This is a genomic window from Mesorhizobium sp. WSM4311 (genome assembly GCF_002295115.1).
GTDB lineage: Bacteria > Pseudomonadota > Alphaproteobacteria > Rhizobiales > Rhizobiaceae > Mesorhizobium.
Map to the genome: position 1 here is coordinate 90,557 of NZ_NSFV01000012.1, position 21,280 is coordinate 111,836.

Below are 21,280 nucleotides of genomic sequence, written 5' to 3' on the forward strand. Positions count from 1 at the left end.
TGGGGGTCTGGCGCCGGCCCCACCCTGCTGCTTCGCAGCGACTTGTCGGGGCGAGCCACGGGGCTTGCCCTTCCTTCGACCCCACGCGGGGGAGGATTGGGAGGCATTCTACCCGTCCACCAACTCCCGCAGCGCCATGCGCTTGTAGGCGGCGACCAGCCTGTCGCCTTCCTGCCGCTCGACCGAGATGGCCAGCCGTACCGCGGCCTCGCCCATTTGCCAGACGAGAAGCGCCGTGGTTTCCAGGGCGAGGGGGTCGGCGCCGGGCCGCAAGCGCTTCAGCACCGCGACCAGGAACTCCGCATTGGCCCGGCTGTCGGCGAGTTCGAGCTGGCGCAGCGCCTTGTCGGCCTGCGTGCCCGACCAGATGTCGCGCATCACCGGCTCGGCCAGGAACAGCCCGTAGTAGATATCGACCAGCTCCGAGAAAGCCTGCCGCAGGCCTTCGGCGTCGCTGACATCCCTGAGCGCCGCCGAGATACAGGCCTGGCTTTCGGCCGTGTAGCGCTCGGCCAGTGCCCAGATGATCGCCCGCTTGTCGGGGAAGAACTGGTAGAGCGAGCCGATCGACACCCCTGCCCGTTCCGCGACCTCGCCCATGCGCATGGCGTCGCTGCCTTGCTCGGTGATCAGCGCCGAGGCCGCGGCCAGCATGCGCTCCACCCGCTCGCGGCTGCGCTGCTGGCTTGGCGCCCGCCGTGGCGAAGCGATCTGCTCGTTGGCCGGCGTGCGTTCCATCGACTGTCTCCAACAATGCATTCGGCACAATCGCCGAGAAAATGGCTTGACTGACAAAATACGAGGGTTTATCACGTTTTGCAAATGTGAGGATTACTCATATTTTCAAACGGAGGAAAACCACCATGACCGACACCAAACCAATTCTGATCCTCGGCGGCACCGGCAAGACCGGCCGCCGTCTTGCCGAGCGGCTGACGGCGCGCGGCATTCCGGTACGGATCGGCTCCCGTTCCGGCACGCCGCGCTTCGACTGGGAGGCGCCCGCGAGCTGGGCTCCGGCACTCAAGGACGTCAGCGCGGTCTATATCAGCTACTATCCCGACATCGCCGTGCCGGGCGCCGCCGAGGTGATCGATGCCTTCACCCGCCTTGCCGTGGCGCATGGCGTTCGACGTCTGGTGCTGTTGTCGGGCCGCGGCGAGCACGAGGCGCAGCGCGCCGAAGAGATGCTGCAGGCTTCCGGGGCCGACTGGACGATCCTGCGCTGCGCATGGTTCTCGCAGAATTTCAGTGAAGGCTTTCTCGTCGAGCCGTTGCTGGCGGGCGAAGTGGCCCTGCCGGTCGGACCTGTCGGCGAACCCTTTGTCGATGTCGACGACATCGCTGACGCCGCCGAAGCGGTGCTGACCGGGCCCGGTCATGTCGGCCAGCTCTATGAGCTGACGGGGCCGCGGCTGTTGAGCTTCGCCGACGCGGTCGCCGAAATTGCCAAGGCAGCCGGACGTGACATCCGCTTTGTCAGAATTTCGCATGACGAGTTCACGGCCGCTATCGCGTCGCATGAACTGCCACCCGAAATCGTCTGGCTGCTCGATGAGCTGTTCACCCAAGTGCTCGACGGCCGCAACGAGATGCTCACTGACGGCGTCCAGCGCGTGCTCGGCCGTGCACCGAAAGACTTTTCCGCCTACGCAACCGAAACCGCCGCTAGCCGAATCTGGAGTAACTGAGATGAGCAAGCTTGTTCCCACCCTCACCATCATCGCCGCAATCGGCTCGGGGGTCGTCGGCGGCGTCTTCTTCGCCTTTTCCAACTTCGTCATGGCAGCCCTTGCCCGGCTGCCCGTCCCGCAAGGCATCGCCGCGATGAATTCGATCAACGTCACGGTGATCACCCCAAGCTTCATGACCGCTATTTTCGGCACCGGCCTCATCTGCCTCGTGCTGATTGCCGCCGTTCTTCTGGGCTGGAGCCAATCAGGCTCATACTGGCTGCTTGCCGGCGCCGTGATCTATTTCATCGGCAATCCGATCGTGACCATGGTCTTCAACGTGCCGCTCAACGACGCACTCGCCGCCGTCGATCCTGCGAGCGCCAACGGCGCCGCCGTATGGGCGAACCATCTGAGCCAGTGGGTAATGTGGAACCACGTCCGCACCGTCACCGCCATCGTGGCGATGGCCTGCTTCATCATGGCTTTGATCTGAAGACAGCAGCCCGCGAATGCAAAAGACCCCGCCTCAGGCGGGGTCTGTCTTCTTGTGCGTTTTGCGGTCGGCATGGCCCAGGTCGCGGTCCGGATCGATCACGTCGCGGACCAGCTGCTTGAGTTTTGCCGCGTCCGGAAAGCCGCCGTCGCGCTTGCGGTCCCAGATGAGCACGTCGTTGCAGGAAATGGTGAAGACGCCGCCGGTGCCGGGCACAAGCGTCACTTCGCCAAGGTCGGTGCCGAAGGTGGAGAGCAGCTCCTGCGCCATCCAGCCGGCGCGCAGCAGCCACTGGCACTGCGTGCAATAGGTGATGCGGATGGCGGGCAGCGGCGTCTCGCTCATCACGCCGCGCTGAGCTTGGCCAAGGTCTCGTCGTCGACTTCGAAGTTGGCGTAGACGCTTTGCACGTCATCGTCGTCCTCGAGCGTGGCGACCAGCTTCATCAGCGACTGTGCCCGCTCCTCGTCGACCGGAACATTGTTCTGCGGCCGCCAGATCAGCTTCACCGATTCCGCTTCGCCGAGCGAGGCTTCCAGTGCCTTCGACACCTCGCCGAGATTCTCGAAGGCGCAATAGATCGTGTGGCCTTCCTCGTCGGTTTCGACGTCGTCGGCGCCGGCTTCGATCGCCGCTTCCATGACCTTGTCGGCACTGCCGGCCGATGCCGGATAATAGATCTCACCGACACGGTCCCACATGAAGGACACCGAGCCGGTTTCGCCCATCGCGCCGCCGGCCTTGGTGAAGGCGGCGCGCACATTCGACGCCGAGCGGTTGCGGTTGTCGGTCAACGCCTCGACGATGACGGCGACGCCGCCTGGGCCATAGCCCTCATAGCGCACGGCCTCGTAGTTTTCGGCATCGCCCATCGACGCCTTGTTGATGGCGCGCTGGATGTTGTCCTTCGGCATCGACACTGCCTTGGCGTTCTGGATCGCCAGCCGCAGGCGTGGATTCATCGATGGGTCGGGCGTGCCGCTCTTGGCGGCCACGGTGATTTCGCGCGCCAGCTTGGAAAACATTTTCGACCGCACCGCGTCCTGACGGCCCTTGCGGTGCATGATGTTCTTGAACTGTGAATGGCCAGCCATGGCACCCCTGTCGTGTTCGGCTAGAGCGTTCTGCAGCGAGATGCATTACCTCGCCTGTTGCAAAATGCTCGAATTCAAAATTTCAGAACGTCCTTGATGCGTCCGGAGGACGTACGGCGCTCTTTGTCGGAATGGCCGGCTTATAGATAAATCGGCTCAATTCGTCCAGCCGCACCGCGCGCGTGGCGTAACCGGACAGGCTGCTGCAAACGCTTACGCCTCCAGATCGGACTTCAGCCGGTCGATGATGCTGAGCGCATGGCCGGCATACTGGCTGATCCAGCGATCGTGGATCTGCTTGATCGGCAGTGCGTTGAGATGGTTCCAGCGCTCGCGTCCATCGCGGCGCGCAACGATCAGCTTCGCCTCCTCCAGCACCTTCAGGTGCAGCATGACGGTGCAGCGGTCGATATCGGGAAAGGCATCGCACAGCATGCCGGTGGTCTTCGGCTCGTCCTTCAGCCGATCGAGCATTTCGCGCCGGCGCGGGTGCGCCAGCGCCTTGAAAACATTGTCATCTTGCGATCGGCTTGACATGTTATGTTTATATAACATATTGTTGAACCTTTCAAGGATGGAGCTGTGGATATGTCTCTTGGATTCCGCGTTTCCGGCCGCATCGGCAAACCGGCCGCCGAAGTTTTCGACGCCGTCGTCAACCCCAAGAAGCTCAGCGGCTATTTCACCACCATCGGCGGCGCCAGCGCACCGCTGCAAACCGGCACGAGCGTCGTCTGGTGGGGCAAGGTGCCGGTCGAGGTCGACGAGGTGGTCAAGGACAGCCGTATCGTGCTGCGCTGGGACGCCACCGACGCCGACGGCAAGCCGGCCTACAAGACGCGCATCGAGATGAATTTCGAACCGCTGGACGATGGCGGCACCCTCGTCACCATCGCCGAAAGCGGTTGGCAGGAAGGCGCGGTCGGCCTGAAGAAATCCTACCTCAACTGCGAGGGCTGGTCGCAGATGCTGGCCTGCATGAAGGCCTATGTCGAATACGGCATCAATCTGCGCGACGGCTATTACCGCAGCGAGATGAAGGGCGAGCCCGCCAACGAGACCAATGTTTGAGCAGGGAAACGGAGGCCAGCGATGACGATAGTAACGCCGTTCCTGATGTTCGAGGGCAAGGCCGAGGAGGCGATGGCCCTCTATTGCGACACCATTCCCGGCAGCAGCATCCTCGACATCACGCGCTATGGTGCCGGTGAGGATGGCCCTGAAGGGACGCTGAAGCTGGCGCGCGCTTCCATCGCCGGCCGGGACGTCATGGTCTTCAACAGCCCCGTACACCACGCCTTCGGCTTCACGCCGTCGGTCTCGTTCTACGTCGACTGTTCCTCCTTGGAGGAACTGGACCGCATTGTCGACGCACTGGCAAAGGAGGGCGGATTCCTGATGCCACCCGACAATTATGGTTTCAGCCGCCGCTTCGCCTGGTTGAACGACAGGTTTGGTGTCTCATGGCAGGTCAACCTGGCCTGACCGAACATGGCCGACCCAAGCGCAGCGCAATGGAGACAGCAATGACGACGAAAATCACCGGCGGCATCAACATAGCCATGAAGGTGCCACCGCATCAGTATGAGGCGACGATTGCCTTCTACCGCGACATCGTCGGCCTGAAGCCGTTCACCGCCAAGGCGCCGGCGGTCGGCTTCGAGCTCGGACCCAACCGCCTGTGGATCGACGAGGCGCCGATGTTGAGCCAGGCCGAGGTCTGGCTGGAACTGTTCACCGAAGATTTTTTCACCGCTGCCGCACACTTCGCCGAGGCCGGCATCGTGCGTTGCGATGCCATCGAGCCCTTGGGCGAAGGCTTTCGCGGCGGCTGGATCACCAACCCGGCCAGCATCGTTCACATGCTGCGCGAGCCCGACGCCTGGTGAGCGCCACGACCAGAAAGGAGACCGCCATGGAGATCCGTGAAACCCCGACAGCCGAAGCCGGCATGCTGATCCGACGGCCCGTCACCGAGGTGTTCGAGGCCATCGTCGACCCGGCTATCACCACCAAATTCTGGTTCACCCATGGCAGCGGCCGGCTGGACAGCGGCAAGGAGGTCCGCTGGGAGTGGCGCATGTATGGCGTCTCGACGACCGCCAAGGTCAGCGAGATCGTCAGGAATGAAAGGATCGTCATGCAATGGAGCGATCCGCCGACAACGGTGGTCTGGACGTTCACCGAAATGCCTGGCGATGCGACCTTTCTCGAGGTCCGCAACTTCGGTTTCGGTGGCACGCCCGACGAACAGGTCAAGGAAGCGATCGGCTCGACCGGTGGCTTCACGCTCGTGCTGGCCGGCGCCAAGGCCTGGCTGGAACAGGGCCTGACGCTAGGCCTGATCGGCGACCGCCACCCGGAGGGCGTGCCGGGGCGTTAGATGCCCAGCACCCCGATACTCAATGCCCGTCGCCTGGCTTCGCTTTCCTGCGCCGCCGCGCCAGCATGTTGAGCCCCTCGACCAGGGCCGAGAAACCCATCGCCGCGTAGATGTAGCCCTTGGGCACATGGTAACCCATGCCGTCGGCGATCAGCGTCATGCCGATCATCAACAGGAAGCCCAGGGCCAGCATGACGATGCTGGGGTTCTTGGCGATGAAGTTGGCCAGCGGACCCGCCGCCAGCATCATCACGCTGACAGCCACGATCACGGCGATGTACATGATGGCGATCTCGTCGGTCATGCCGACCGCGGTGATGATGGAATCGATCGAAAAGACGAGGTCGAGCAGCAGGATCTGGAAGATCGCGCCGGCAAGCGAGATCTTGAGCGTCTCACCCATCATCGTGTCCTTGTGGTCGTCGGGATCGACCGTGTGATGGATCTCCTTGGTCGCCTTCCACACCAGGAACAGGCCGCCGGCGATCAGGATCAGGTCGCGCCAGGAGAAGCCGTGGCCGAGGGCGGTGAAGACCGGCGTCGTCAGCTGGACGATGACCGAGATGGTGGCCAGCAGCACCAGCCGCATGACCAGCGCCGCCGAAATGCCGAGCCGGCGGGCGCGGGCCCGCTGCGCTTCCGGCAGCTTGTTGGTCAGGATCGAGATGAAGATCAGATTGTCGATGCCGAGCACGATCTCGAGCACCACCAGCGTCAGCAAGGCGACCCATGCGGTTGGATCGGAAACGAATTGAAAATGCGGCGCAAGAAATTCGATAAGCTGCATGGAGGTCGTTGTCCCCTCTGTTAACGATCTGAAGCAGATGTCGTCGGCAGTTAGGTACCGCGCGCGCCTATATCAATGTCATGACCAGAAGGACGGAGTCGTTTCTTCCAGTCGCGGCCCGCGACGAAACGGCGCGATCCTCTCGGTCAGTCCGGTACGATCGGAAATATTGACACCGACCCCGCACAAGGTCGCCGGGCCGGTCGCCGCCTCGAAGCGCCCCTTCGGCACTTTCGACAGGAACCGGTTGAGCGGTTCCTCCTTGTCCATGCCGAGCGAGGAATCATAGTCGCCGCACATGCCGGCATCCGACAGATAGCCGGTGCCGCCATTGAGGATCTGGTGGTCGGCGGTCGGCTGGTGGGTGTGGGTGCCGACGACCAGGCTGGCGCGGCCGTCGACGAAATGCGCAAAGCACATCTTTTCCGAGGTCGCCTCGGCGTGGAAGTCGATCACCACCGCATCCGCCTGCTCGCCGAGCGGGCAGGCGGCAAGCTCGCGTTCGCCGGCCTGGAACGGATCGTCGAGCTCGGGATGCATGAACACCCGGCCCATGATGTTGGCGACCAGCACGCGCGCGCCGCTTCTGGCGATGTAGACGCCGGAGCCGCGCCCGGGCGTGCCTTTGGGAAAATTCGACGGACGCAGGAAGCGTTCTTCGCGCGGCGCGAAGGCCAACGCATCGCGCTGGTCCCAGACATGGTTGCCGGTGGTGACGACATCGGCGCCGGCCGCGATCGTCTCGCGAAAGATCTCTTCGGTGATGCCGAAGCCACCCGCGGCATTCTCGCCATTGACGATGACGAAATCGAGTTTGAAGTCCGAGATCAGGCCGGGCAGTTGTTCCCACACCGCCGTGCGTCCCGTTTTTCCGACCATGTCACCGAGGAAGAGAAGTCTCATATGATCCCGCACCGAGAGTCAGCGAAGCAAAAGCTGCATGACATCCGCGAAAAGATCATGCCTCCATTATCTACAATTTTGGCGTGAAGCGACGCAACCCGCTCTCGGTGAGTATTTCCGGGATGATCACGTCATGGTTCTCGTCCGGAACCTGCGCCACCTCCTGGCAGTCGAAGGCGATGCCGATCAGCCGGGGCGAATGCCCCTTGTCGACGAGCTTGGCGATCGCGCGGTCGTAATAGCCGGCGCCATAGCCGATGCGGTGGCCGCGCGCGTCGAAGGCGGCAAGCGGTACCAGCATCACCTGGGGGTCAAGCACCTCGGCTTCTTCATGGGGTCCGATCGTGCCGAAGCCCATGTCGACCATCGGCGCGCCGCGCACCAGTTCGCGAAAGACGATCGTGGACTTGTCGAGAATGGCGGGCAGGCAAAGCCTGGCGCCCTGTTCACGCAAGGCAAACATCAAGGGCCTGACGTCGACTTCCGAACGCATCGGCCAGAAGCCGGAGACGATTTGGCCGGGCTCGATGGCGAGATGATCGCGCGCCGTCTCGGCCATTTCGAGCGCCATTTCCACCCGCCAGAATTCGTCGAGCGCGTCGCGGCGTCCAAGCGCCTGGAGTCGCAGCTGTTTCTTCTGGTCTTTGAGAGATGTCATGCGCGGACGATAGAAAAGGCCGGATCGGGATGGCGTGTTGGGAGCGACGTTTTCCACCGCATCATCCACCGAAATGCGTGGATACAGGGGCAAGAAGTGACGATCCACACAACCGGTGGAGAGAGCGATCCCGGGAACCTACAAAGTAGGTGGGCGCCGTATGAGAAAACCCACGGGTCTTCCCAGGGACAGCTCCCTAAGGATCGTTAAGGCCCCGGGGAAATGTTCTCCTGCCGGGAAGCACAGACCGTCGTGACCAATATAGGCCGCTCATCGGTCAAGCGCCAGTGACGCAGGCAGTCTCGGCGGCTTTATTCGCCATCCGCGCCGCACCCTTGCGCAGGCCGGGCGGCGTCCTTACGGTCACCGGGTGAAACAAGGAGCAACAATGCGTTTCGAAGGTACGGCGGCCTATGTCGCCGACAAGGATCTGATGGTGGCCGTCAACGCGGCGATCGCGCTGGAGCGGCCCCTGCTGGTCAAGGGCGAGCCCGGCACCGGCAAGACCGAGCTTGCCCGCCAGGTGGCGGCGGCACTTGGCCTCGATCTCATCGAATGGCACGTCAAATCGACGACGCGAGCCCAGCAAGGCCTTTACGAGTATGACGCCGTGTCGCGGCTGCGCGACAGCCAGCTCGGCGACGCCAGGTTCAACGACATCAAGAACTACATCAAGCGCGGCAAGCTCTGGGAGGCGTTCGCTGCGGGCAAGAAGGTCGTGCTCCTCATCGACGAGATCGACAAGGCCGACATCGAGTTCCCCAACGACCTGCTGCAGGAACTCGATCGGATGGAGTTCTTCGTCTACGAGACCGGCGAGACCATCCGCGCTGCTATCAGACCGATCGTCATCATCACCTCCAACAATGAGAAGGAACTGCCGGACGCCTTCCTGCGCCGCTGCTTCTTCCACTACATCCGCTTTCCCGACGTCGACACCCTGCACAGGATCGTCGACGTCCACTATCCCGGCATCAAGCAGAATCTGGTGCGCGCGGCCCTCACCCAGTTCTACGAGATCCGCGAGGTACCGGGCCTGAAGAAAAAACCATCGACCTCCGAGGCGCTCGACTGGATCCGCCTGCTGGTCGCCGACGACATCGCGCCCGAGGATTTGCGCGCCGACCCGAAGAACGCATTGCCCAAGCTGCATGGCGCGCTGCTGAAGAACGAACAGGACGTGCATCTGTTCGAGCGGCTGGCTTTCATGGCCAGAAGGCAGCAATAGGGCCGCAGCAATAGCGCTTTCCCTTCCGTGGACCGTTGCCGCCGGCCGGACGGGAAGGCAGCTTCGGCCGCAATCTTTCGCAGGAGATGAAATGTCTGAGATTATTGTCCGCCCGCTCGCGCAGTCCGACCACGCCGACTGGAAGCGCCTGTGGACCGACTACCTGACCTTCTACGAAACCAGGCTGCCGGAAGAGGTCTATGCCGTCACCTGGAAGCGGCTGTTCACGGCAGGCGAATTCGAGCCGAAGGGTTTTATCGCCACGCTCGACGGCAAGGCCGTCGGCCTCACCCACTATCTCTACCATCGCTCGGGCTGGTCCGAGAAAAACAACTGCTATCTGCAGGATCTGTTCGCCGACCCGGATGTGCGCGGCAAGGGCATCGGTGCCGCGCTGATCAATGCCGTAAAGCAGGAAGCGGCAAAGATCGGCGTCAAGAACGTCTACTGGATGACGCACGAAACCAACACCACGGCGCGCAAGCTCTACGACCACGTGGCGCGCCGCACCGGCTTCATCGAGTATGATCTGCTATAAATAGAAAATGTTCATCCCTTTCTTCCTCGAACTGAAGGCTGCACGCGTTCCCGTCTCGCTCCGGGAATATCTGTCGCTGCTGGAGGGGCTGGAAGCCGGGCTGGTCGACTACGATGTCGAGGGTTTTTACTACCTGGCCCGCGCCGCCTTGGTGAAGGATGAGCGCCACATCGACCGCTTCGACCAGGTGTTCGCGCATGTCTTCAAGGGCATCGAGGCGCTGGGCGGACCGGATGCGGTCGATGTCGCCAATATTCCCGAGGAATGGCTGCGCCGGCTTGCCGAAAAGCACCTGACCGAGGAGGAGAAAAAGCTGGTCGAGGCGCTCGGCGGCTTCGAAAGGCTGATGGAGACCCTGAAGCAAAGGCTCGAGGAGCAAAAAGGCCGCCACCAGGGCGGCTCGAAATGGATCGGCACCGGCGGCACCTCGCCCTTCGGCGCCTATGGCTACAATCCCGAAGGCGTGCGCATCGGCCAGCACGAAAGCCGCAACCGCCGCGCGGTGAAGGTCTGGGACAAGCGCGAGTTCCGCAATTTCGACGATGCCGTCGAGCTCGGCACCCGCAACATCAAGATCGCGCTGAAACGCCTGCGCCGCTGGGTGCGCGAAGGTGCCGAGGAGGAATTCGACCTGCCCGGCACCATCCACGCCACCGCCGAGCATGGCTATCTCGACGTGCAGACGCGGCCCGAGCGGCGCAATGCGGTGAAGCTTTTGATGTTCTTCGATGTCGGCGGCTCGATGGACGACCACATCAAGAGCGTCGAGGAGCTGTTTTCAGCGGCCCGCGCCGAATTCCGCCAGCTCGAATATTTCTACTTTCACAACTGCCTCTACGAGGGCGTGTGGAAGGACAACCGGCGCCGCCATGCGGAGGTGATGCCGACCTTCGACCTCCTCCACAAATACGGGCCGGACTATAAGGTGATCGTCGTCGGCGACGCCTCGATGAGCCCTTACGAGATCGCCCACCCCGGTGGGTCAGTGGAGCACTGGAATCCGGAGGCCGGCGCCGTCTGGCTCGGCCGCCTGCTGCGGCAATGGCCGAACGCGGTATGGCTCAACCCCGAGAGCGAAAAGAACTGGGGCTATACCCATTCGATCGCCATGATCCGCGACATCTTCGGCGGCCGCATGTTCCCGCTGACGCTGGCCGGACTCGAAAGCGCGACGAAGCAGCTTTCTCGAAAACATTGAAGGACCGACGGGAAATCCGATGACCTGCTTCCTCTGTCTGCAGTGCGGCGTCCAATTTGCGGCGACGGAGACGCCGCTGCAGCACTGCCCGGTCTGCGAGGATGAGCGGCAGTTCGTGCGCTGGGAAGGCCAGGCCTGGATAACCCCGCGGGAGCTTGCCACCGGGCATCGGCTGGTGACGAGGGACGATGCCGGCGTGCTCGGCTTCGGCATCGAGCCGCGCTTCGCCATAGGCCAGCGGGCGCAGCTGGTGCAGACGACGCACGGCAATGTGCTGTGGGACTGCGTCTCGATGGTGAGCGAGGAGGCGGTGGCCGAGATCAACCGTCGCGGCGGCCTGGCGGCCATCGCCATCTCGCACTGCCACTTCTACTCGGCGATGGCCTGTTGGAGCGAGGCGTTTGGCGGCGTGCCGATCTATCTCCACGCCGACGACCGCCAATGGATCATGCGGCCGCATCCCTCGATCGTCAGCTGGCAAGGCCAGACGCTTGCCATAAACCCGTCGCTGACGCTCATCCGCTGCGGCGGCCACTTTTCCGGCAGCCAGGTGCTGCACTGGCAGCGCGAGGGCGGCAACGCGCTGCTGACCGGCGACACCGTGCAGGTGACGCCGACGCGCCGCCATGTCAGCTTCATGTACAGTTATCCCAACCAGATACCGCTCAACGCGGCAGCTGTCCGCCGCATCGCGACGGCGCTTGAACCATTCGACTTCAACGATATCCGCGGCGCATGGTGGGACCTGAACATCATCGGCGGCGCAAAGGCGGCATTCAACGCATCGGTGGCTCGTTATCTCGCCGCCATCGCATGACGGCGATCGAAAATGCGAGAAAATCCGGTAACAAATGCCTATGTTGGTGCGAATATAGCTTGCAACCAAGAACGAGCCGCCAAGGCTGAGGAGATCAAATGGACACCCAAACCTACCCCGTCACCCGCACCGATGCCGAATGGCGCGCCCGGCTGACGCCGGAGCAATATGCGGTCATGCGCAATCACGGCACCGAGCGGCCGGGCAGCTGCGCCTTGCTCTACGAGAAGCGCGCCGGCACATTTTCCTGCGTCGGCTGCGACCAGTCGCTGTTCGAATCCAAGCTGAAGTTCGAGAGCGGCACCGGCTGGCCGAGCTTCAACGACCCGGTGCCCGGCTCGATCGAGACCACTGTCGACCGCAGCTACGGCATGGTCCGCACCGAGTGCCATTGCTCGCGCTGCGGCAGCCATCTCGGCCACGTCTTCGAGGATGGCCCGCCGCCGACCGGCCTGCGCTACTGCATTAATGGCGTGGCGCTGAAATTCGAACCGGCGGCTTGATGCCTCGGAAAAGACTTCGCAAAGGGCGGCTTCAGCCGCCCTTTTTCGTTTGGCTCATGCCACGACCGTCGCGATCAGCCAGAGCGCCGCACCCAACATCATCAGCTGCGCCTTCAGGCCGCCGCCCTTCTCCACCGTCCGCCAGACGGCGATGGTGAGGAAGATATTGTAGGGAACGGGGAGGAAATGCACCACCAGCACCAGCCACAGCGGCAGCTTCAATCCAAGCAGGATCAGCGCCAGCGCCGAAGAGAGGATGCTCAAGATCGTCCCGACGAGCAGCATGTCGCGCCAGAACAGCCGGTCGAGCGGCGCTTCACCCCTCCAGCGCGTACGGAAAAAGTCCGTCATCGCCGACGCGTCACCCCTGCCCCAGAACGTCGGTCACGGCCTCTTCGAAGCGTGTGCACTCCCTCACCAGCCAGTCGGTCATGGCCGGCCAGTTGTCTTCGGCGTAGCAGTTCACCCGCCACACCGAGTTGATGCCGAGACCCTGGCAACTCTGTTCGGGCTTGAGCTTCAGCCTGGCCTCGATCGCCGGCTGGAAAGGCTTCAGCCGCGACCAGGACTCCGTGGCGCCGAACTTTTCGTTGCGCCCGAAGAAGACGCCGACTTGGTTCTGCGCCGGCGCGACATACATCGAAAGCACCAAAGCGAAATCCGGCAGCCCGCGCTGCCAGAACCACGGCCCCCGCCTTGCAAGCGTGGCTCTTTCTTGCGGATGCCGCTCGGCGAACAGTGCCCAGAAGCCGCGATGGCGGAACTCCGAGGCACGGCGGCCACCGAAGTCGAATTCGTTCATGGCCGGCTGCCCCGCTGCCCGAGGCTGTTTCGAAATTCGTTCTGGCGAGTCATATGATGGCGTTTTGAGAACGTAGCGTAGCGGACATTTGGGTCCGCACGCAACGCAGGCGCAGAAAACGCCAGGACAGCCAATGCGGCAGACGCCGCATTTGGTCGCGGCCGAGGACGGCGTGTACCGTCAGATCTCGTCGCCCGTATCTGGCGAACGGGATCAATGCTTCTCCTTCGCTGCGCGATGCATAGCGGCAAAGTCTGCCAAGGTTGGAAAATGACCTCCGACCTTCGGCTGGGCAAGAGGCCGCTTCGTTGCACCTGACCCCTCCATCCCAAACCTGCGGTCGATCCAAACGCTGGCGAGCCCGATGCTCTCTGCCGGCGCATGATCATGAAACAGACTCTGGGCCACATGAAGGACTTCATCCTGCTGAATGCCCAGATCCTGCTTCAGCCTGCCGAACAGGAAACGGAAGTTGCCCAGATCCGGCTTGTAGCTGCCTATGTCTTCCGCCGTGTAAACGGCATCGAAGCTCACACCGAGCTTGCGGTTTGAAGCCGCGAAACTCTGGCCGTCGACATTGGACAATACGACCAAACGGAAGTGCTGTTTCAGATAGGCCAGCGCCTCCCTGGAATCCGGAAAGGCGGGCCAATCGGGCACCGAGGTGCCGAAACGTTCATGCAGATCAGCCTGCGCGGTGATCTCCCAATGTCGAGCCAGCCTTGCGTGCACTGCCGCCAACAGTGTTTTGTAGTGCAAGGAAGGAGTCTCGGCTTCCTGCCGCGTCTCTATTTCCCCATAGGTTTCCAACGCTTCGTTTCGGCTGATTTCGCGATTTGCCATGCTCAAAAGCGGCTGAAGTGCGTTCCAGATGCCGGTTTCCCAGTCGATGAGCGTGCCATAGACATCGAATGTCAGCGCTTTGAAACGAGTCAAATCCATATCGGTGATCCTCACACACGCGTAATTTCCGTATCCGTAGCGCCGCGCGAGGCCGATATCTCGGCAGAACCTTCCGGATTTTAGGCTTTTCCTCCCGTTCTTCCGAGCAGATTTCGGCGAATTTCGGCCGGGGTTGAGTTTCGCTCCCGCCGCATTGCGCGCGTCAAGGCGCTCTGGTCAGAGTGACCACTGAAAATCGCGATATCCGCGATGGAAAGGCGCGGATCGGCAAGCAGCCGTTCAGCCGCATCGAGGCGCATCGCAACCAAATGCGCGTGCGGCGTGGTCGCGCGCCGTCTGGTGAAGGCTTCATGCAGACGGGTTGGGCTCATCCCTGCCGCTTCCGCGATATCCGCAATGCGGATTGGCTCGGCAAGCTTTCGTTGCATGAACGCCGTGGCTCTTCTGACAGCAAGCTCTGCGCGATCCGGACGATCCCTTGCAGGAGCGATGCGATCCAGCAGCAATGTGGACCAGGCGTCTCGAAGCGAGGCGGAAAGCTCCTGCGATGTCGCCAGCACCGCCATGTAGTCGATCAGGCCGTGAACCTCCCGGCCGATCGCAAAAAATGCGGGTATGTCTTCATCCGGCTCCCGGATGCCGAGGCGGGACGGCAGGTCGAGTACGACGAAAGAGCCCGTTTGTTTGGCGTAGAACGCGTGCTGGCAACCGGCAGAAACAAAGACGCCAGTGCTGCCCGAAACCCGTCCTGAACGGTGCCCCAGATCGATTTCGAGTGCTCCGGAAACCGGTAGGACCACTTGGGGATAGTCATGCTGGTGCCTCTCGACCTCCCCGGAATATCTTCGGATTTCAACGACGGTCTCGTTCATCGACAAGTCCTGCGTAAGCGTGGGCATCGCTCTCGGTGATGCGACGCCGCCGAAGACGGTTCGTTTGGATTTAAACCCCGTGTGCTGAACGACCAGTCTTTTGTGGAGAACATCCCTCGGCTCCGTTGTAGCGGAGCACAGCGCCGGCGCGAAGAGCGTTTATCCCAGCACAACTTTCAAGACTTGCTCACAGTCCGCGAGGCCAACGGTCTTGGTGTTCTCGGTTGGTAGGGAAAACTTTGCGGCAGGTGACCACTGAGCTGCAGGCGACCAAGCATGTCTCCCGAAAGTGGGCACCGGTTTCGGGATAAAGACATGCGTAAAATCAAAACCTAAAGCGCATGGAGCGAACCCGAAGGATCGCGACGCACTTTAAGCAGCGGTCCAAATTTAGATGCGCTCCGCCCTCGATATGCCGATCCGAAATCGAGGGGCCTCGGCTTCACGCGGCGGCCAGGATCGATTTCGTCATCCTGAGCCGCCCGGCCTGCTCATGTGACGCCACCGCCATCGCTGGCCGAGGCGCGGCGGCCGCCGACGTCAAACCACTCATGGCCGGTTTCCGGCCACGCGCCTTACACCATGCCGAGCGCGGCCATGTACAGATCGAGGATCGCATCCTCTTCCTGGCGCTCGGCCTGGTCCTTCTTGCGCAGGCGGATGATGGTGCGCATCGCCTTGGTGTCGAAGCCGGTGCCCTTGGCCTCGGCGAACACTTCCTTGATGTCGTCGGCGATCGTCTTCTTCTCTTCCTCGAGCCGCTCGATGCGCTCGATGAAGGCACGCAGCTGGCCGGCGGCAACAGTCTGGCTGGTCTCGGTGATATCGTCGGCCATGTTTTTCTCCAAAAGGGTTCGGCGCCGCGACTCGGCGAAAGACGGCGGCAAATTTGAGCCGGTTCGATGCCCGACCGGCGGCGGCGGGTCAAGCTGTTATCGAACAAGGCATGGGGGCTGCCGACAGAAGCCGACAGCCTGCCCGCCCTTTGCCGCTTCTCAGGCGAAGGCGATCAGCAGATCCTTGGCATCGATCTGGTCGCCGGCCTTGACCAGCACCTCGGCGACGGTGCCGTCGCGCTCGGCATGCAGCGCCGTTTCCATCTTCATCGCCTCGATGGAGAGCAGCACGTCGCCGGCCTTCACCGCCTGGCCGGTGACGACCGAAAGCGCGGAGACCACGCCCGGCATCGGCGCGCCGACATGCGCCTCGTTGCCAGGCTCGGCCTTGCGGCGCGCCTTGGCGGCGGAGGCGCCATGCGCCCTGTCCGGCACCTTCACGCGCCGCGGCTGGCCGTTGAGCTCGAAGAACACGGTGACCAAGCCCTTCTCGTCGACATCGCCGATGGCGAGGCACCGCACGACCAGCGTCTTGCCCTTCTCGATGTCGATGAAGATCTCGTCTTCGGACTTCATGCCGTAAAAATAGGTCGGCGTCGGCAGGACGCTGACCGGGCCGTAGGTCTCTTGCGCGCCGGCGAAGTCGGTGAACACCTTCGGATACATCAGCCAGGAGGCGAATTCGTATTCCGAGAGCTTGCGCTCCAGCTTCTCCTCGATCTCCTTGCGGCTGGCCTTGAGATCGGCGGGCTTCAGCAGCGAGCCGGGCCGCGCCGTGATCGGCCTGTCGCCTTTCAGCGCCTTCTTCTGCAGCGCCGCCGGCCAACCGCCGGGCGACTGGCCGAGATCGCCGCGCAGCATCGAGACGACCGAGTCAGGGAAGGCGATATCCCTGGCCGGGTTCTCGACATCGGCGACGGTGAGGTCCTGGCTGACCATCATCAGAGCCATGTCGCCGACGACCTTGGATGACGGTGTCACCTTGACGATGTCGCCGAACATCAGATTGACGTCATGATAGGTCTGCGCCACCTCGTGCCAGCGCGTTTCCAGCCCGAGCGAGCGCGCCTGTTCCTTGAGGTTGGTGAACTGTCCGCCCGGCATTTCATGCAGATAGACTTCCGAGGCCGGCCCCTTGAGATCGCTTTCGAAGGCGGCGTACTGGTTGCGCACCGCTTCCCAGTAGAACGAGATCTTGCGGATCCATTGCGGGTCGAGGCCGGGGTCGCGCTCGGTGCCCTTCAGCGCCTCGACGATCGAGCCCAGGCAAGGCTGCGACGTGTTGCCGGAGAAGGCATCCATCGCCGCGTCTATGGCGTCGACGCCACTCTCCACCGCCGCCAGCACGGTCGCCGCCGACAGGCCAGACGTGTCGTGGGTGTGGAAATGGATCGGCAGGTCGGTCGCCTCGCGCAGCGCCCTGAACAGCACGCGGGCGGCGGCCGGCTTCAACAGACCCGCCATGTCCTTGACGGCGATGATATGGGCGCCGGCGGCCTGCAATTCCCCGGCCAGGCCGACATAGTATTTCAGATCGTATTTGGCCCGCGCCGGATCGAGAATGTCGCCGGTGTAGCACATCGCCGCTTCGATCAGCTTGCCTTCGGCCCCGACCGCGTCCATGGCGACGCGCATGTTCTCGACCCAGTTCAGGCAATCGAAGACGCGGAACAGGTCGATACCGCCGGCAGCCGCCTGCTTGACGAAATGCTGCACGACATTGTCGGGATAGTTGGTGTAGCCGACGCCGTTGGCGCCGCGCAGCAGCATTTGCAGCAACAGGTTGGGCGCCGCCTCGCGCACCAGCGACAGCCGCTCCCAAGGATCCTCGGTGAGGAAGCGCATGGCGACGTCGAAGGTCGCGCCGCCCCAGCATTCGAGCGACAGAAGCTGCGGCAGGGCGCGGGCATAGGTGCCGGCAATATTGGCAATGTCATGCGTGCGCATGCGTGTCGCCAGCAGCGACTGGTGGCCGTCGCGCATCGTCGTGTCGGTGACCAGAACTTGCCTTTGCTCGCGCATCCAGCCGGCGAATCTCTCAGGACCGAGCACGTCCAGCTTCTGCTTGCTGCCGCCCGGCACATTGCCATTGAGGTAGGGCACCACCGGTGCCGCCGCATCGGCTTTCGGCATCGGCCGGCCGCGCGTCTCGGGGTGGCCGTTGACGCTGACATCGGCCAGATAGTTGAGCAGCTTGGTCGCGCGGTCCTGCCGCTTGACCTGCTGGAACAGTTCCGGCGTCGTATCGATGAACTTCGTCGTATAGGAATTGTCGGCGAAGCTCGGGTGGTTGATGATCGCTTCGAGGAAGGTGAGGTTGGTGGCGACGCCGCGGATGCGGAATTCGCGAAGCGCCCGGTTCATGCGGGCAATCGTCTCGGCCGGCGTCGGTGCCCACGCCGTCACCTTCTCCAGCAGCGGATCGTAGAAGCGAGTGATGACCGCGCCGGAATAGGCAGTGCCGCCATCCAGCCGGATGCCGAAGCCGGTGGCGCCGCGGTAGGCGGTGATGCGGCCATAGTCCGGAATGAAATTGTGCTCGGGATCCTCGGTGGTGATGCGGCACTGCAAGGCGTGGCCGTTGAGCCTGATGTCCTTCTGCGCCGGCACGCCCGATTGCGGTGTGCCGATGGCGAAGCCGTCGAGGATGTGGATCTGCGCCTTGACGATGTCGATGCCGGTCACCTGTTCGGTGACGGTATGCTCGACCTGGATGCGCGGGTTGACCTCGATGAAATAGAATTTTCCGGTATCGGCATCCTGCAGGAACTCGACCGTGCCGGCGCCGATATAACTGGTCTCGCGCGCGATCTTCAGCGCGTGGCCGCAAAGCTCCTCGCGCTGCGCCATTTCGAGATAGGGCGCCGGCGCCCGCTCGACGACCTTCTGGTTGCGGCGCTGGATCGAGCAGTCGCGCTCGAACAGGTGCACGGCATTGCCATGCGTGTCGCCAAGCACCTGCACCTCGACATGGCGGGCGCGCTCGATCAGCTTTTCGAGATAGACCTCGTCCTTGCCGAAGGCGGCCTTCGCCTCGCGCTTGCCTTCCGTGACCTCACGGGCGAGATCGGCCTCGGAACGGATGGCGCGCATGCCGCGCCCACCGCCGCCCCACGAGGCCTTCAGCATCACCGGATAGCCGATCTCCTTGGCCAGTTTCTTGACCGCCTCCATATCGTCCGGCAACGGATCGGTGGCGGGAATGACCGGCACGCCGACCTCAATGGCGAGATTGCGCGCCGCGACCTTGTTGCCGAGACGGCGCATCGTGTCCGGCTTCGGCCCGATGAAGGTGATGCCCGCTTGCGCGCAGGCTTCGGCGAATTCGGGGCTTTCGGACAGGAGCCCATAGCCGGGATGGATGGCATCGGCGCCGGAAAGCCTGGCGACGCGGATCACCTCCTCGATCGACAGATAGCTCTCGATCGGCCCCATATCCTTGGCAAGATGCGGACCACGCCCGACCTGGTAGCTCTCGTCGGCCTTGAAGCGGTGCAACGAATATTTGTCTTCCTCGGCCCAGATCGCCACGGTTTTGAGGCCCAACTCATTGGCCGCGCGAAAGACGCGGATGGCGATTTCTGACCGGTTGGCGACGAGGATCTTCGTGATGGCCAAGGACTGGGCTCCAGCAGCGGCAGGGACGGGAAATCGGTGCAATGATTAGCGTGAAAATGCTGCAGTGCAAACAAAATCAACGCCGGTTTAAACCGATTTAAATCAATTATCCGGCCAACACTCGCATGCCTTAGCCCGAACGGACGGAACAATGACGACAATTTCGATCCTGGATGCGATCTCTCCGCCTGAGAGGTGCCGGCAAGAAAGATCATCGCCGACCCGAACGCACCAAAAGAAAATGCCCGGCGCGTCGCGCCGGGCATCTTGGATTTCAGACCTGCCAGAGCAGCTTATTTCGGGAACCAGGAATACTTGCCGTCGTCCTTCTTCTTCCACTCGTACATGATGTAGCCCGGCAGCTTCGGGTCGCCCTTGGCGTCATAGGCAAGATCGCCCAGCACGGTCGGGAACGGGCCGCTTTCATGCATCGCCTTGGCGACGGCCTGCGGGTCGTTCGTCTTGGCGGCAGCGGCCGCCTCGGCGACCACCTGCACGGCGGCGTAGGCGTAGAGCGTGTAGGCTTCCGGCTCGAAGCCCTGCGCGCGGAACTTCTCGACGAGTTCCTTGTTGGCCGGGATCAGGCGCGGATCGGGTCCGAACGTGTTGAGCGTGCCGGCGACGGCGTCGCCCGCGATCGCGGCGAGTTCGTCCGTCACGATGCCGTCACCCGACATCATCGGCGCCTTGAGGCCCTGGTCCGCCGACTGGCGGATGATCAGGCCGGCTTCGGTATGCAGGCCGCCCCAGTAGATCAGGGTGACGCCGGCTTCCTTCATCTTGGCGATGAGCGCCGAGAAGTCCTTGTCGCCGACATTGACGCCTTCATACATCACTTCCTTGACGCCCGCGGCGTTCATCGCCTTCTTGGTTTCATCGGCGAGGCCCTGGCCATAAGGGGTCTTGTCGTGCACGACGGCGACCTTGGCATCCTTGAAGTTCGCGGCGATGTAGGCGCCGGCGATGCTGCCCTGCTGATCGTCGCGTCCGCAGGTGCGGAACACGTTCCACAGACCGCGCTCGGTGAACTTCGGGTTGGTCGCGGCCGGCGTGATTTCGACGATGTTGTTTTCGGCGTAGACTTCCGAGGCCGGGATCGAGACGCCCGAGTTGAAGTGGCCGATCACGAACTTGACGCCGTCGCCGACGAACTTGTTGGCGACCGAGATGCCTTGCTTCGGATCGGAGACGTCGTCGCCGACTTCGAGCTTGATCTGCTCGCCGTTGATACCGCCCTTGGCATTGATCTCGGCGACCGCCGCCTCTGCGCCCTTCTGCAGCTGTGCGCCGAAGGCCGCATTCGGACCGGTGATCGGACCGGCAACGCCGAACATTACATCAGCCCACGCGTTGCCGCCGAACGCGACAAGCGCGGTCAGGGCGACGGCGGACAAAAGTGACTTTTTCATTTAAACGCTCCCATTAACGGAGTGGGCGTGGATGAAGCTTTCATGCGATGCCCACCCTTATCGCAGAAAGCATAGTTTGCCGATTTTCAGGCACTTGTCACGCCGATTCATCCCTGACCCGGCGTTAATGATGAACGTCAACCTTTCGGTTTCCAGCTCAAGATTGAAGCTCTTTCGTAGAGCCAATTATACTGTGTGACCATCTGGTTGGTTCGTGTGTATTGATAGCCGACGAAGCCCAATATCATCAGCACGATGGTGTCGACGATATAGTACTGCAGCGAGAACATCGTGCCGTCGAACAGCGCGTGATGGATGAAGCGGATGCCGATGCCGAGACCCAGCAGATAGGCGAAAAGCTGGATGAAGGAGCGCCATGTCTGGGCGCTGGCCTTGCCAGTCATCCAGGCCGCCCAGCCGCCGAGCAGACAGGTGACGAAGAAGAACTGCCAGATCGAGGGTTCCTCATAGAGAATGCCCTGCATGATGAAGTCTCCCTAGCATGATCCCGAAAAGTTGCAGACTTTTCGGACAAGGATCATGCGACAAACAAACAAGTTGG

At 62.5% G+C, this 21,280-nt stretch carries 26 protein-coding genes and 1 other RNA gene; 11 read left to right on the forward strand and 16 right to left on the reverse strand.

What is annotated here, in order from left to right; all coding sequences use genetic code 11:
* Positions 1–108: 108 nt before the first annotated feature.
* Complete coding sequence (locus CK226_RS26580; RefSeq protein ID WP_095789912.1) at positions 109–738, reverse strand: TetR/AcrR family transcriptional regulator; 630 nt, start codon at positions 736–738, stop codon at positions 109–111.
* Positions 739–863: 125 nt separating this feature from the next.
* Here CK226_RS26580 and CK226_RS26585 point away from each other — a divergent pair, with 125 nt between their 5' ends.
* A complete protein-coding gene (locus tag CK226_RS26585) occupies positions 864–1,691 on the forward strand; it encodes an NAD(P)H-binding protein (protein ID WP_095793462.1) in 828 nt (275 codons plus the stop codon).
* Between the two features lies 1 nt (position 1,692).
* A complete protein-coding gene (locus tag CK226_RS26590; RefSeq protein ID WP_095793463.1) occupies positions 1,693–2,169 on the forward strand; it encodes a DUF1772 domain-containing protein in 477 nt (158 codons plus the stop codon).
* Between the two features lie 33 nt (positions 2,170–2,202).
* Here CK226_RS26590 and CK226_RS26595 read toward each other — a convergent pair whose 3' ends face one another.
* The 3 genes from CK226_RS26595 to CK226_RS26605 all read right to left on the reverse strand — a co-directional run bounded on the left by CK226_RS26595 (position 2,203) and on the right by CK226_RS26605 (position 3,800).
* On the reverse strand, positions 2,203–2,514 hold the full coding sequence (locus CK226_RS26595) for a SelT/SelW/SelH family protein (RefSeq protein ID WP_095772029.1): 312 nt from the start codon (positions 2,512–2,514) through the stop codon (positions 2,203–2,205).
* Positions 2,514–3,263, reverse strand: coding sequence for a YebC/PmpR family DNA-binding transcriptional regulator (locus CK226_RS26600; RefSeq protein WP_095772028.1), 750 nt, complete (start codon positions 3,261–3,263; stop codon positions 2,514–2,516). Before CK226_RS26600 ends, CK226_RS26595 begins: the two co-directional genes overlap by 1 nt.
* Before the next feature lie 213 nt (positions 3,264–3,476).
* Positions 3,477–3,800, reverse strand: coding sequence for a helix-turn-helix domain-containing protein (locus tag CK226_RS26605; RefSeq protein WP_095793464.1), 324 nt, complete (start codon positions 3,798–3,800; stop codon positions 3,477–3,479).
* Positions 3,801–3,851: 51 nt separating this feature from the next.
* Between CK226_RS26605 and CK226_RS26610 the strand changes: the two genes are divergently transcribed.
* The 4 genes from CK226_RS26610 to CK226_RS26625 are packed head-to-tail and all read left to right on the forward strand — an operon-like array spanning position 3,852 to position 5,646.
* A complete protein-coding gene (locus tag CK226_RS26610) occupies positions 3,852–4,334 on the forward strand; it encodes an SRPBCC domain-containing protein (protein WP_095772027.1) in 483 nt (160 codons plus the stop codon).
* 21 nt (positions 4,335–4,355) lie between these two features.
* A complete protein-coding gene (locus CK226_RS26615) occupies positions 4,356–4,748 on the forward strand; it encodes a VOC family protein (RefSeq protein ID WP_095772026.1) in 393 nt (130 codons plus the stop codon).
* Positions 4,749–4,789: 41 nt separating this feature from the next.
* A complete protein-coding gene (locus CK226_RS26620) occupies positions 4,790–5,152 on the forward strand; it encodes a hypothetical protein (protein WP_095789915.1) in 363 nt (120 codons plus the stop codon).
* Between the two features lie 26 nt (positions 5,153–5,178).
* A complete protein-coding gene (locus tag CK226_RS26625) occupies positions 5,179–5,646 on the forward strand; it encodes an SRPBCC family protein (RefSeq protein WP_095793497.1) in 468 nt (155 codons plus the stop codon).
* 19 nt (positions 5,647–5,665) lie between these two features.
* On the opposite strand, the gene CK226_RS26630 is transcribed toward CK226_RS26625, so the two are convergent.
* The 4 genes from CK226_RS26630 to ssrS all read right to left on the reverse strand — a co-directional run bounded on the left by CK226_RS26630 (position 5,666) and on the right by ssrS (position 8,246).
* On the reverse strand, positions 5,666–6,433 hold the full coding sequence (locus CK226_RS26630; protein WP_095772024.1) for a TerC family protein: 768 nt from the start codon (positions 6,431–6,433) through the stop codon (positions 5,666–5,668).
* Between the two features lie 78 nt (positions 6,434–6,511).
* Entirely contained in the window at positions 6,512–7,336 is an 825-nt protein-coding gene (locus CK226_RS26635) for a YmdB family metallophosphoesterase (RefSeq protein WP_095772023.1), read from the reverse strand.
* A gap of 70 nt (positions 7,337–7,406) precedes the next feature.
* Complete coding sequence (locus CK226_RS26640; protein ID WP_095793498.1) at positions 7,407–7,994, reverse strand: 5-formyltetrahydrofolate cyclo-ligase; 588 nt, start codon at positions 7,992–7,994, stop codon at positions 7,407–7,409.
* Positions 7,995–8,091: 97 nt separating this feature from the next.
* Positions 8,092–8,246: non-coding RNA, 6S RNA (gene ssrS, locus CK226_RS26645), on the reverse strand.
* 136 nt (positions 8,247–8,382) lie between these two features.
* On the opposite strand from ssrS, the gene CK226_RS26650 reads away from it, so the two are divergent.
* From CK226_RS26650 to msrB, 5 genes are all read left to right on the forward strand, one after another.
* Positions 8,383–9,222 (forward strand): MoxR family ATPase, encoded by an 840-nt coding sequence (locus CK226_RS26650; RefSeq protein WP_027047501.1) that lies wholly within the window; start codon positions 8,383–8,385, stop codon positions 9,220–9,222.
* A 91-nt stretch (positions 9,223–9,313) separates the two neighbouring features.
* Positions 9,314–9,760 carry a GNAT family N-acetyltransferase gene (locus CK226_RS26655; RefSeq protein WP_095789917.1) on the forward strand — a complete coding sequence of 149 codons (447 nt, stop codon included), beginning with the start codon at positions 9,314–9,316 and terminating at the stop codon, positions 9,758–9,760.
* Between the two features lie 7 nt (positions 9,761–9,767).
* Positions 9,768–10,958 (forward strand): VWA domain-containing protein, encoded by a 1,191-nt coding sequence (locus CK226_RS26660; protein WP_095793465.1) that lies wholly within the window; start codon positions 9,768–9,770, stop codon positions 10,956–10,958.
* A 19-nt stretch (positions 10,959–10,977) separates the two neighbouring features.
* Positions 10,978–11,775 carry an MBL fold metallo-hydrolase gene (locus CK226_RS26665; protein ID WP_095772019.1) on the forward strand — a complete coding sequence of 266 codons (798 nt, stop codon included), beginning with the start codon at positions 10,978–10,980 and terminating at the stop codon, positions 11,773–11,775.
* A 98-nt stretch (positions 11,776–11,873) separates the two neighbouring features.
* Complete coding sequence (gene msrB / locus CK226_RS26670) at positions 11,874–12,278, forward strand: peptide-methionine (R)-S-oxide reductase MsrB (protein WP_095772018.1); 405 nt, start codon at positions 11,874–11,876, stop codon at positions 12,276–12,278.
* Between the two features lie 54 nt (positions 12,279–12,332).
* Here the strand turns inward: msrB and CK226_RS26675 are convergent, their stop codons facing one another.
* The 8 genes from CK226_RS26675 to CK226_RS26710 form a co-directional block, all read right to left on the reverse strand.
* Positions 12,333–12,629, reverse strand: coding sequence for a hypothetical protein (locus CK226_RS26675; protein ID WP_095772017.1), 297 nt, complete (start codon positions 12,627–12,629; stop codon positions 12,333–12,335).
* A 10-nt stretch (positions 12,630–12,639) separates the two neighbouring features.
* Positions 12,640–13,080: a hypothetical protein gene (locus tag CK226_RS26680; protein WP_095772016.1), complete on the reverse strand. Its 441-nt coding sequence runs from the start codon at positions 13,078–13,080 to the stop codon at positions 12,640–12,642.
* Positions 13,081–13,293: 213 nt separating this feature from the next.
* Positions 13,294–14,022, reverse strand: coding sequence for a haloacid dehalogenase type II (locus CK226_RS26685; RefSeq protein ID WP_095793466.1), 729 nt, complete (start codon positions 14,020–14,022; stop codon positions 13,294–13,296).
* Positions 14,023–14,102: 80 nt separating this feature from the next.
* The gene (locus CK226_RS26690; RefSeq protein ID WP_095793499.1) at positions 14,103–14,855 is read right to left on the reverse strand and encodes an AraC family transcriptional regulator; all 753 of its coding nucleotides are present in this window, start codon (positions 14,853–14,855) and stop codon (positions 14,103–14,105) included.
* Between the two features lie 575 nt (positions 14,856–15,430).
* Complete coding sequence (locus CK226_RS26695) at positions 15,431–15,691, reverse strand: DUF2312 domain-containing protein (RefSeq protein ID WP_095772329.1); 261 nt, start codon at positions 15,689–15,691, stop codon at positions 15,431–15,433.
* Positions 15,692–15,850: 159 nt separating this feature from the next.
* A complete protein-coding gene (pyc, locus tag CK226_RS26700; protein WP_095793467.1) occupies positions 15,851–19,309 on the reverse strand; it encodes a pyruvate carboxylase in 3,459 nt (1,152 codons plus the stop codon).
* Positions 19,310–19,602: 293 nt separating this feature from the next.
* Positions 19,603–20,718 (reverse strand): branched-chain amino acid ABC transporter substrate-binding protein, encoded by a 1,116-nt coding sequence (locus CK226_RS26705; RefSeq protein WP_095772013.1) that lies wholly within the window; start codon positions 20,716–20,718, stop codon positions 19,603–19,605.
* A 137-nt stretch (positions 20,719–20,855) separates the two neighbouring features.
* The gene (locus CK226_RS26710; protein ID WP_010912085.1) at positions 20,856–21,203 is read right to left on the reverse strand and encodes a DUF6867 family protein; all 348 of its coding nucleotides are present in this window, start codon (positions 21,201–21,203) and stop codon (positions 20,856–20,858) included.
* Between the last annotated feature and the right edge of the window lie 77 nt (positions 21,204–21,280).

Excerpts from the sequence above, each read along its gene's own strand:
- CK226_RS26580 (WP_095789912.1), bottom strand. The coding sequence starts at position 738 with ATGGAACGCACGCCGGCCAACGAGCAGATCGCTTCGCCACGGCGGGCG.
- CK226_RS26640 (WP_095793498.1), bottom strand. The coding sequence starts at position 7,994 with ATGACATCTCTCAAAGACCAGAAGAAACAGCTGCGACTCCAGGCGCTT.
- CK226_RS26650 (WP_027047501.1), top strand. The coding sequence starts at position 8,383 with ATGCGTTTCGAAGGTACGGCGGCCTATGTCGCCGACAAGGATCTGATG.
- CK226_RS26675 (WP_095772017.1), bottom strand. The coding sequence starts at position 12,629 with ATGACGGACTTTTTCCGTACGCGCTGGAGGGGTGAAGCGCCGCTCGAC.
- CK226_RS26690 (WP_095793499.1), bottom strand. The coding sequence starts at position 14,855 with ATGAACGAGACCGTCGTTGAAATCCGAAGATATTCCGGGGAGGTCGAG.
- msrB (WP_095772018.1), top strand. The coding sequence starts at position 11,874 with ATGGACACCCAAACCTACCCCGTCACCCGCACCGATGCCGAATGGCGC.
- CK226_RS26710 (WP_010912085.1), bottom strand. The coding sequence starts at position 21,203 with ATGCAGGGCATTCTCTATGAGGAACCCTCGATCTGGCAGTTCTTCTTC.
- CK226_RS26630 (WP_095772024.1), bottom strand. The coding sequence starts at position 6,433 with ATGCAGCTTATCGAATTTCTTGCGCCGCATTTTCAATTCGTTTCCGAT.
- CK226_RS26680 (WP_095772016.1), bottom strand. The coding sequence starts at position 13,080 with ATGAACGAATTCGACTTCGGTGGCCGCCGTGCCTCGGAGTTCCGCCAT.
- CK226_RS26660 (WP_095793465.1), top strand. The coding sequence starts at position 9,768 with ATGTTCATCCCTTTCTTCCTCGAACTGAAGGCTGCACGCGTTCCCGTC.
- CK226_RS26590 (WP_095793463.1), top strand. The coding sequence starts at position 1,693 with ATGAGCAAGCTTGTTCCCACCCTCACCATCATCGCCGCAATCGGCTCG.
- CK226_RS26620 (WP_095789915.1), top strand. The coding sequence starts at position 4,790 with ATGACGACGAAAATCACCGGCGGCATCAACATAGCCATGAAGGTGCCA.
- CK226_RS26625 (WP_095793497.1), top strand. The coding sequence starts at position 5,179 with ATGGAGATCCGTGAAACCCCGACAGCCGAAGCCGGCATGCTGATCCGA.
- CK226_RS26585 (WP_095793462.1), top strand. The coding sequence starts at position 864 with ATGACCGACACCAAACCAATTCTGATCCTCGGCGGCACCGGCAAGACC.
- CK226_RS26635 (WP_095772023.1), bottom strand. The coding sequence starts at position 7,336 with ATGAGACTTCTCTTCCTCGGTGACATGGTCGGAAAAACGGGACGCACG.
- CK226_RS26600 (WP_095772028.1), bottom strand. The coding sequence starts at position 3,263 with ATGGCTGGCCATTCACAGTTCAAGAACATCATGCACCGCAAGGGCCGT.
- CK226_RS26605 (WP_095793464.1), bottom strand. The coding sequence starts at position 3,800 with ATGTCAAGCCGATCGCAAGATGACAATGTTTTCAAGGCGCTGGCGCAC.
- CK226_RS26610 (WP_095772027.1), top strand. The coding sequence starts at position 3,852 with ATGTCTCTTGGATTCCGCGTTTCCGGCCGCATCGGCAAACCGGCCGCC.
- CK226_RS26685 (WP_095793466.1), bottom strand. The coding sequence starts at position 14,022 with ATGGATTTGACTCGTTTCAAAGCGCTGACATTCGATGTCTATGGCACG.
- CK226_RS26705 (WP_095772013.1), bottom strand. The coding sequence starts at position 20,718 with ATGAAAAAGTCACTTTTGTCCGCCGTCGCCCTGACCGCGCTTGTCGCG.
- CK226_RS26655 (WP_095789917.1), top strand. The coding sequence starts at position 9,314 with ATGTCTGAGATTATTGTCCGCCCGCTCGCGCAGTCCGACCACGCCGAC.
- CK226_RS26665 (WP_095772019.1), top strand. The coding sequence starts at position 10,978 with ATGACCTGCTTCCTCTGTCTGCAGTGCGGCGTCCAATTTGCGGCGACG.
- CK226_RS26615 (WP_095772026.1), top strand. The coding sequence starts at position 4,356 with ATGACGATAGTAACGCCGTTCCTGATGTTCGAGGGCAAGGCCGAGGAG.
- CK226_RS26695 (WP_095772329.1), bottom strand. The coding sequence starts at position 15,691 with ATGGCCGACGATATCACCGAGACCAGCCAGACTGTTGCCGCCGGCCAG.
- CK226_RS26595 (WP_095772029.1), bottom strand. The coding sequence starts at position 2,514 with ATGAGCGAGACGCCGCTGCCCGCCATCCGCATCACCTATTGCACGCAG.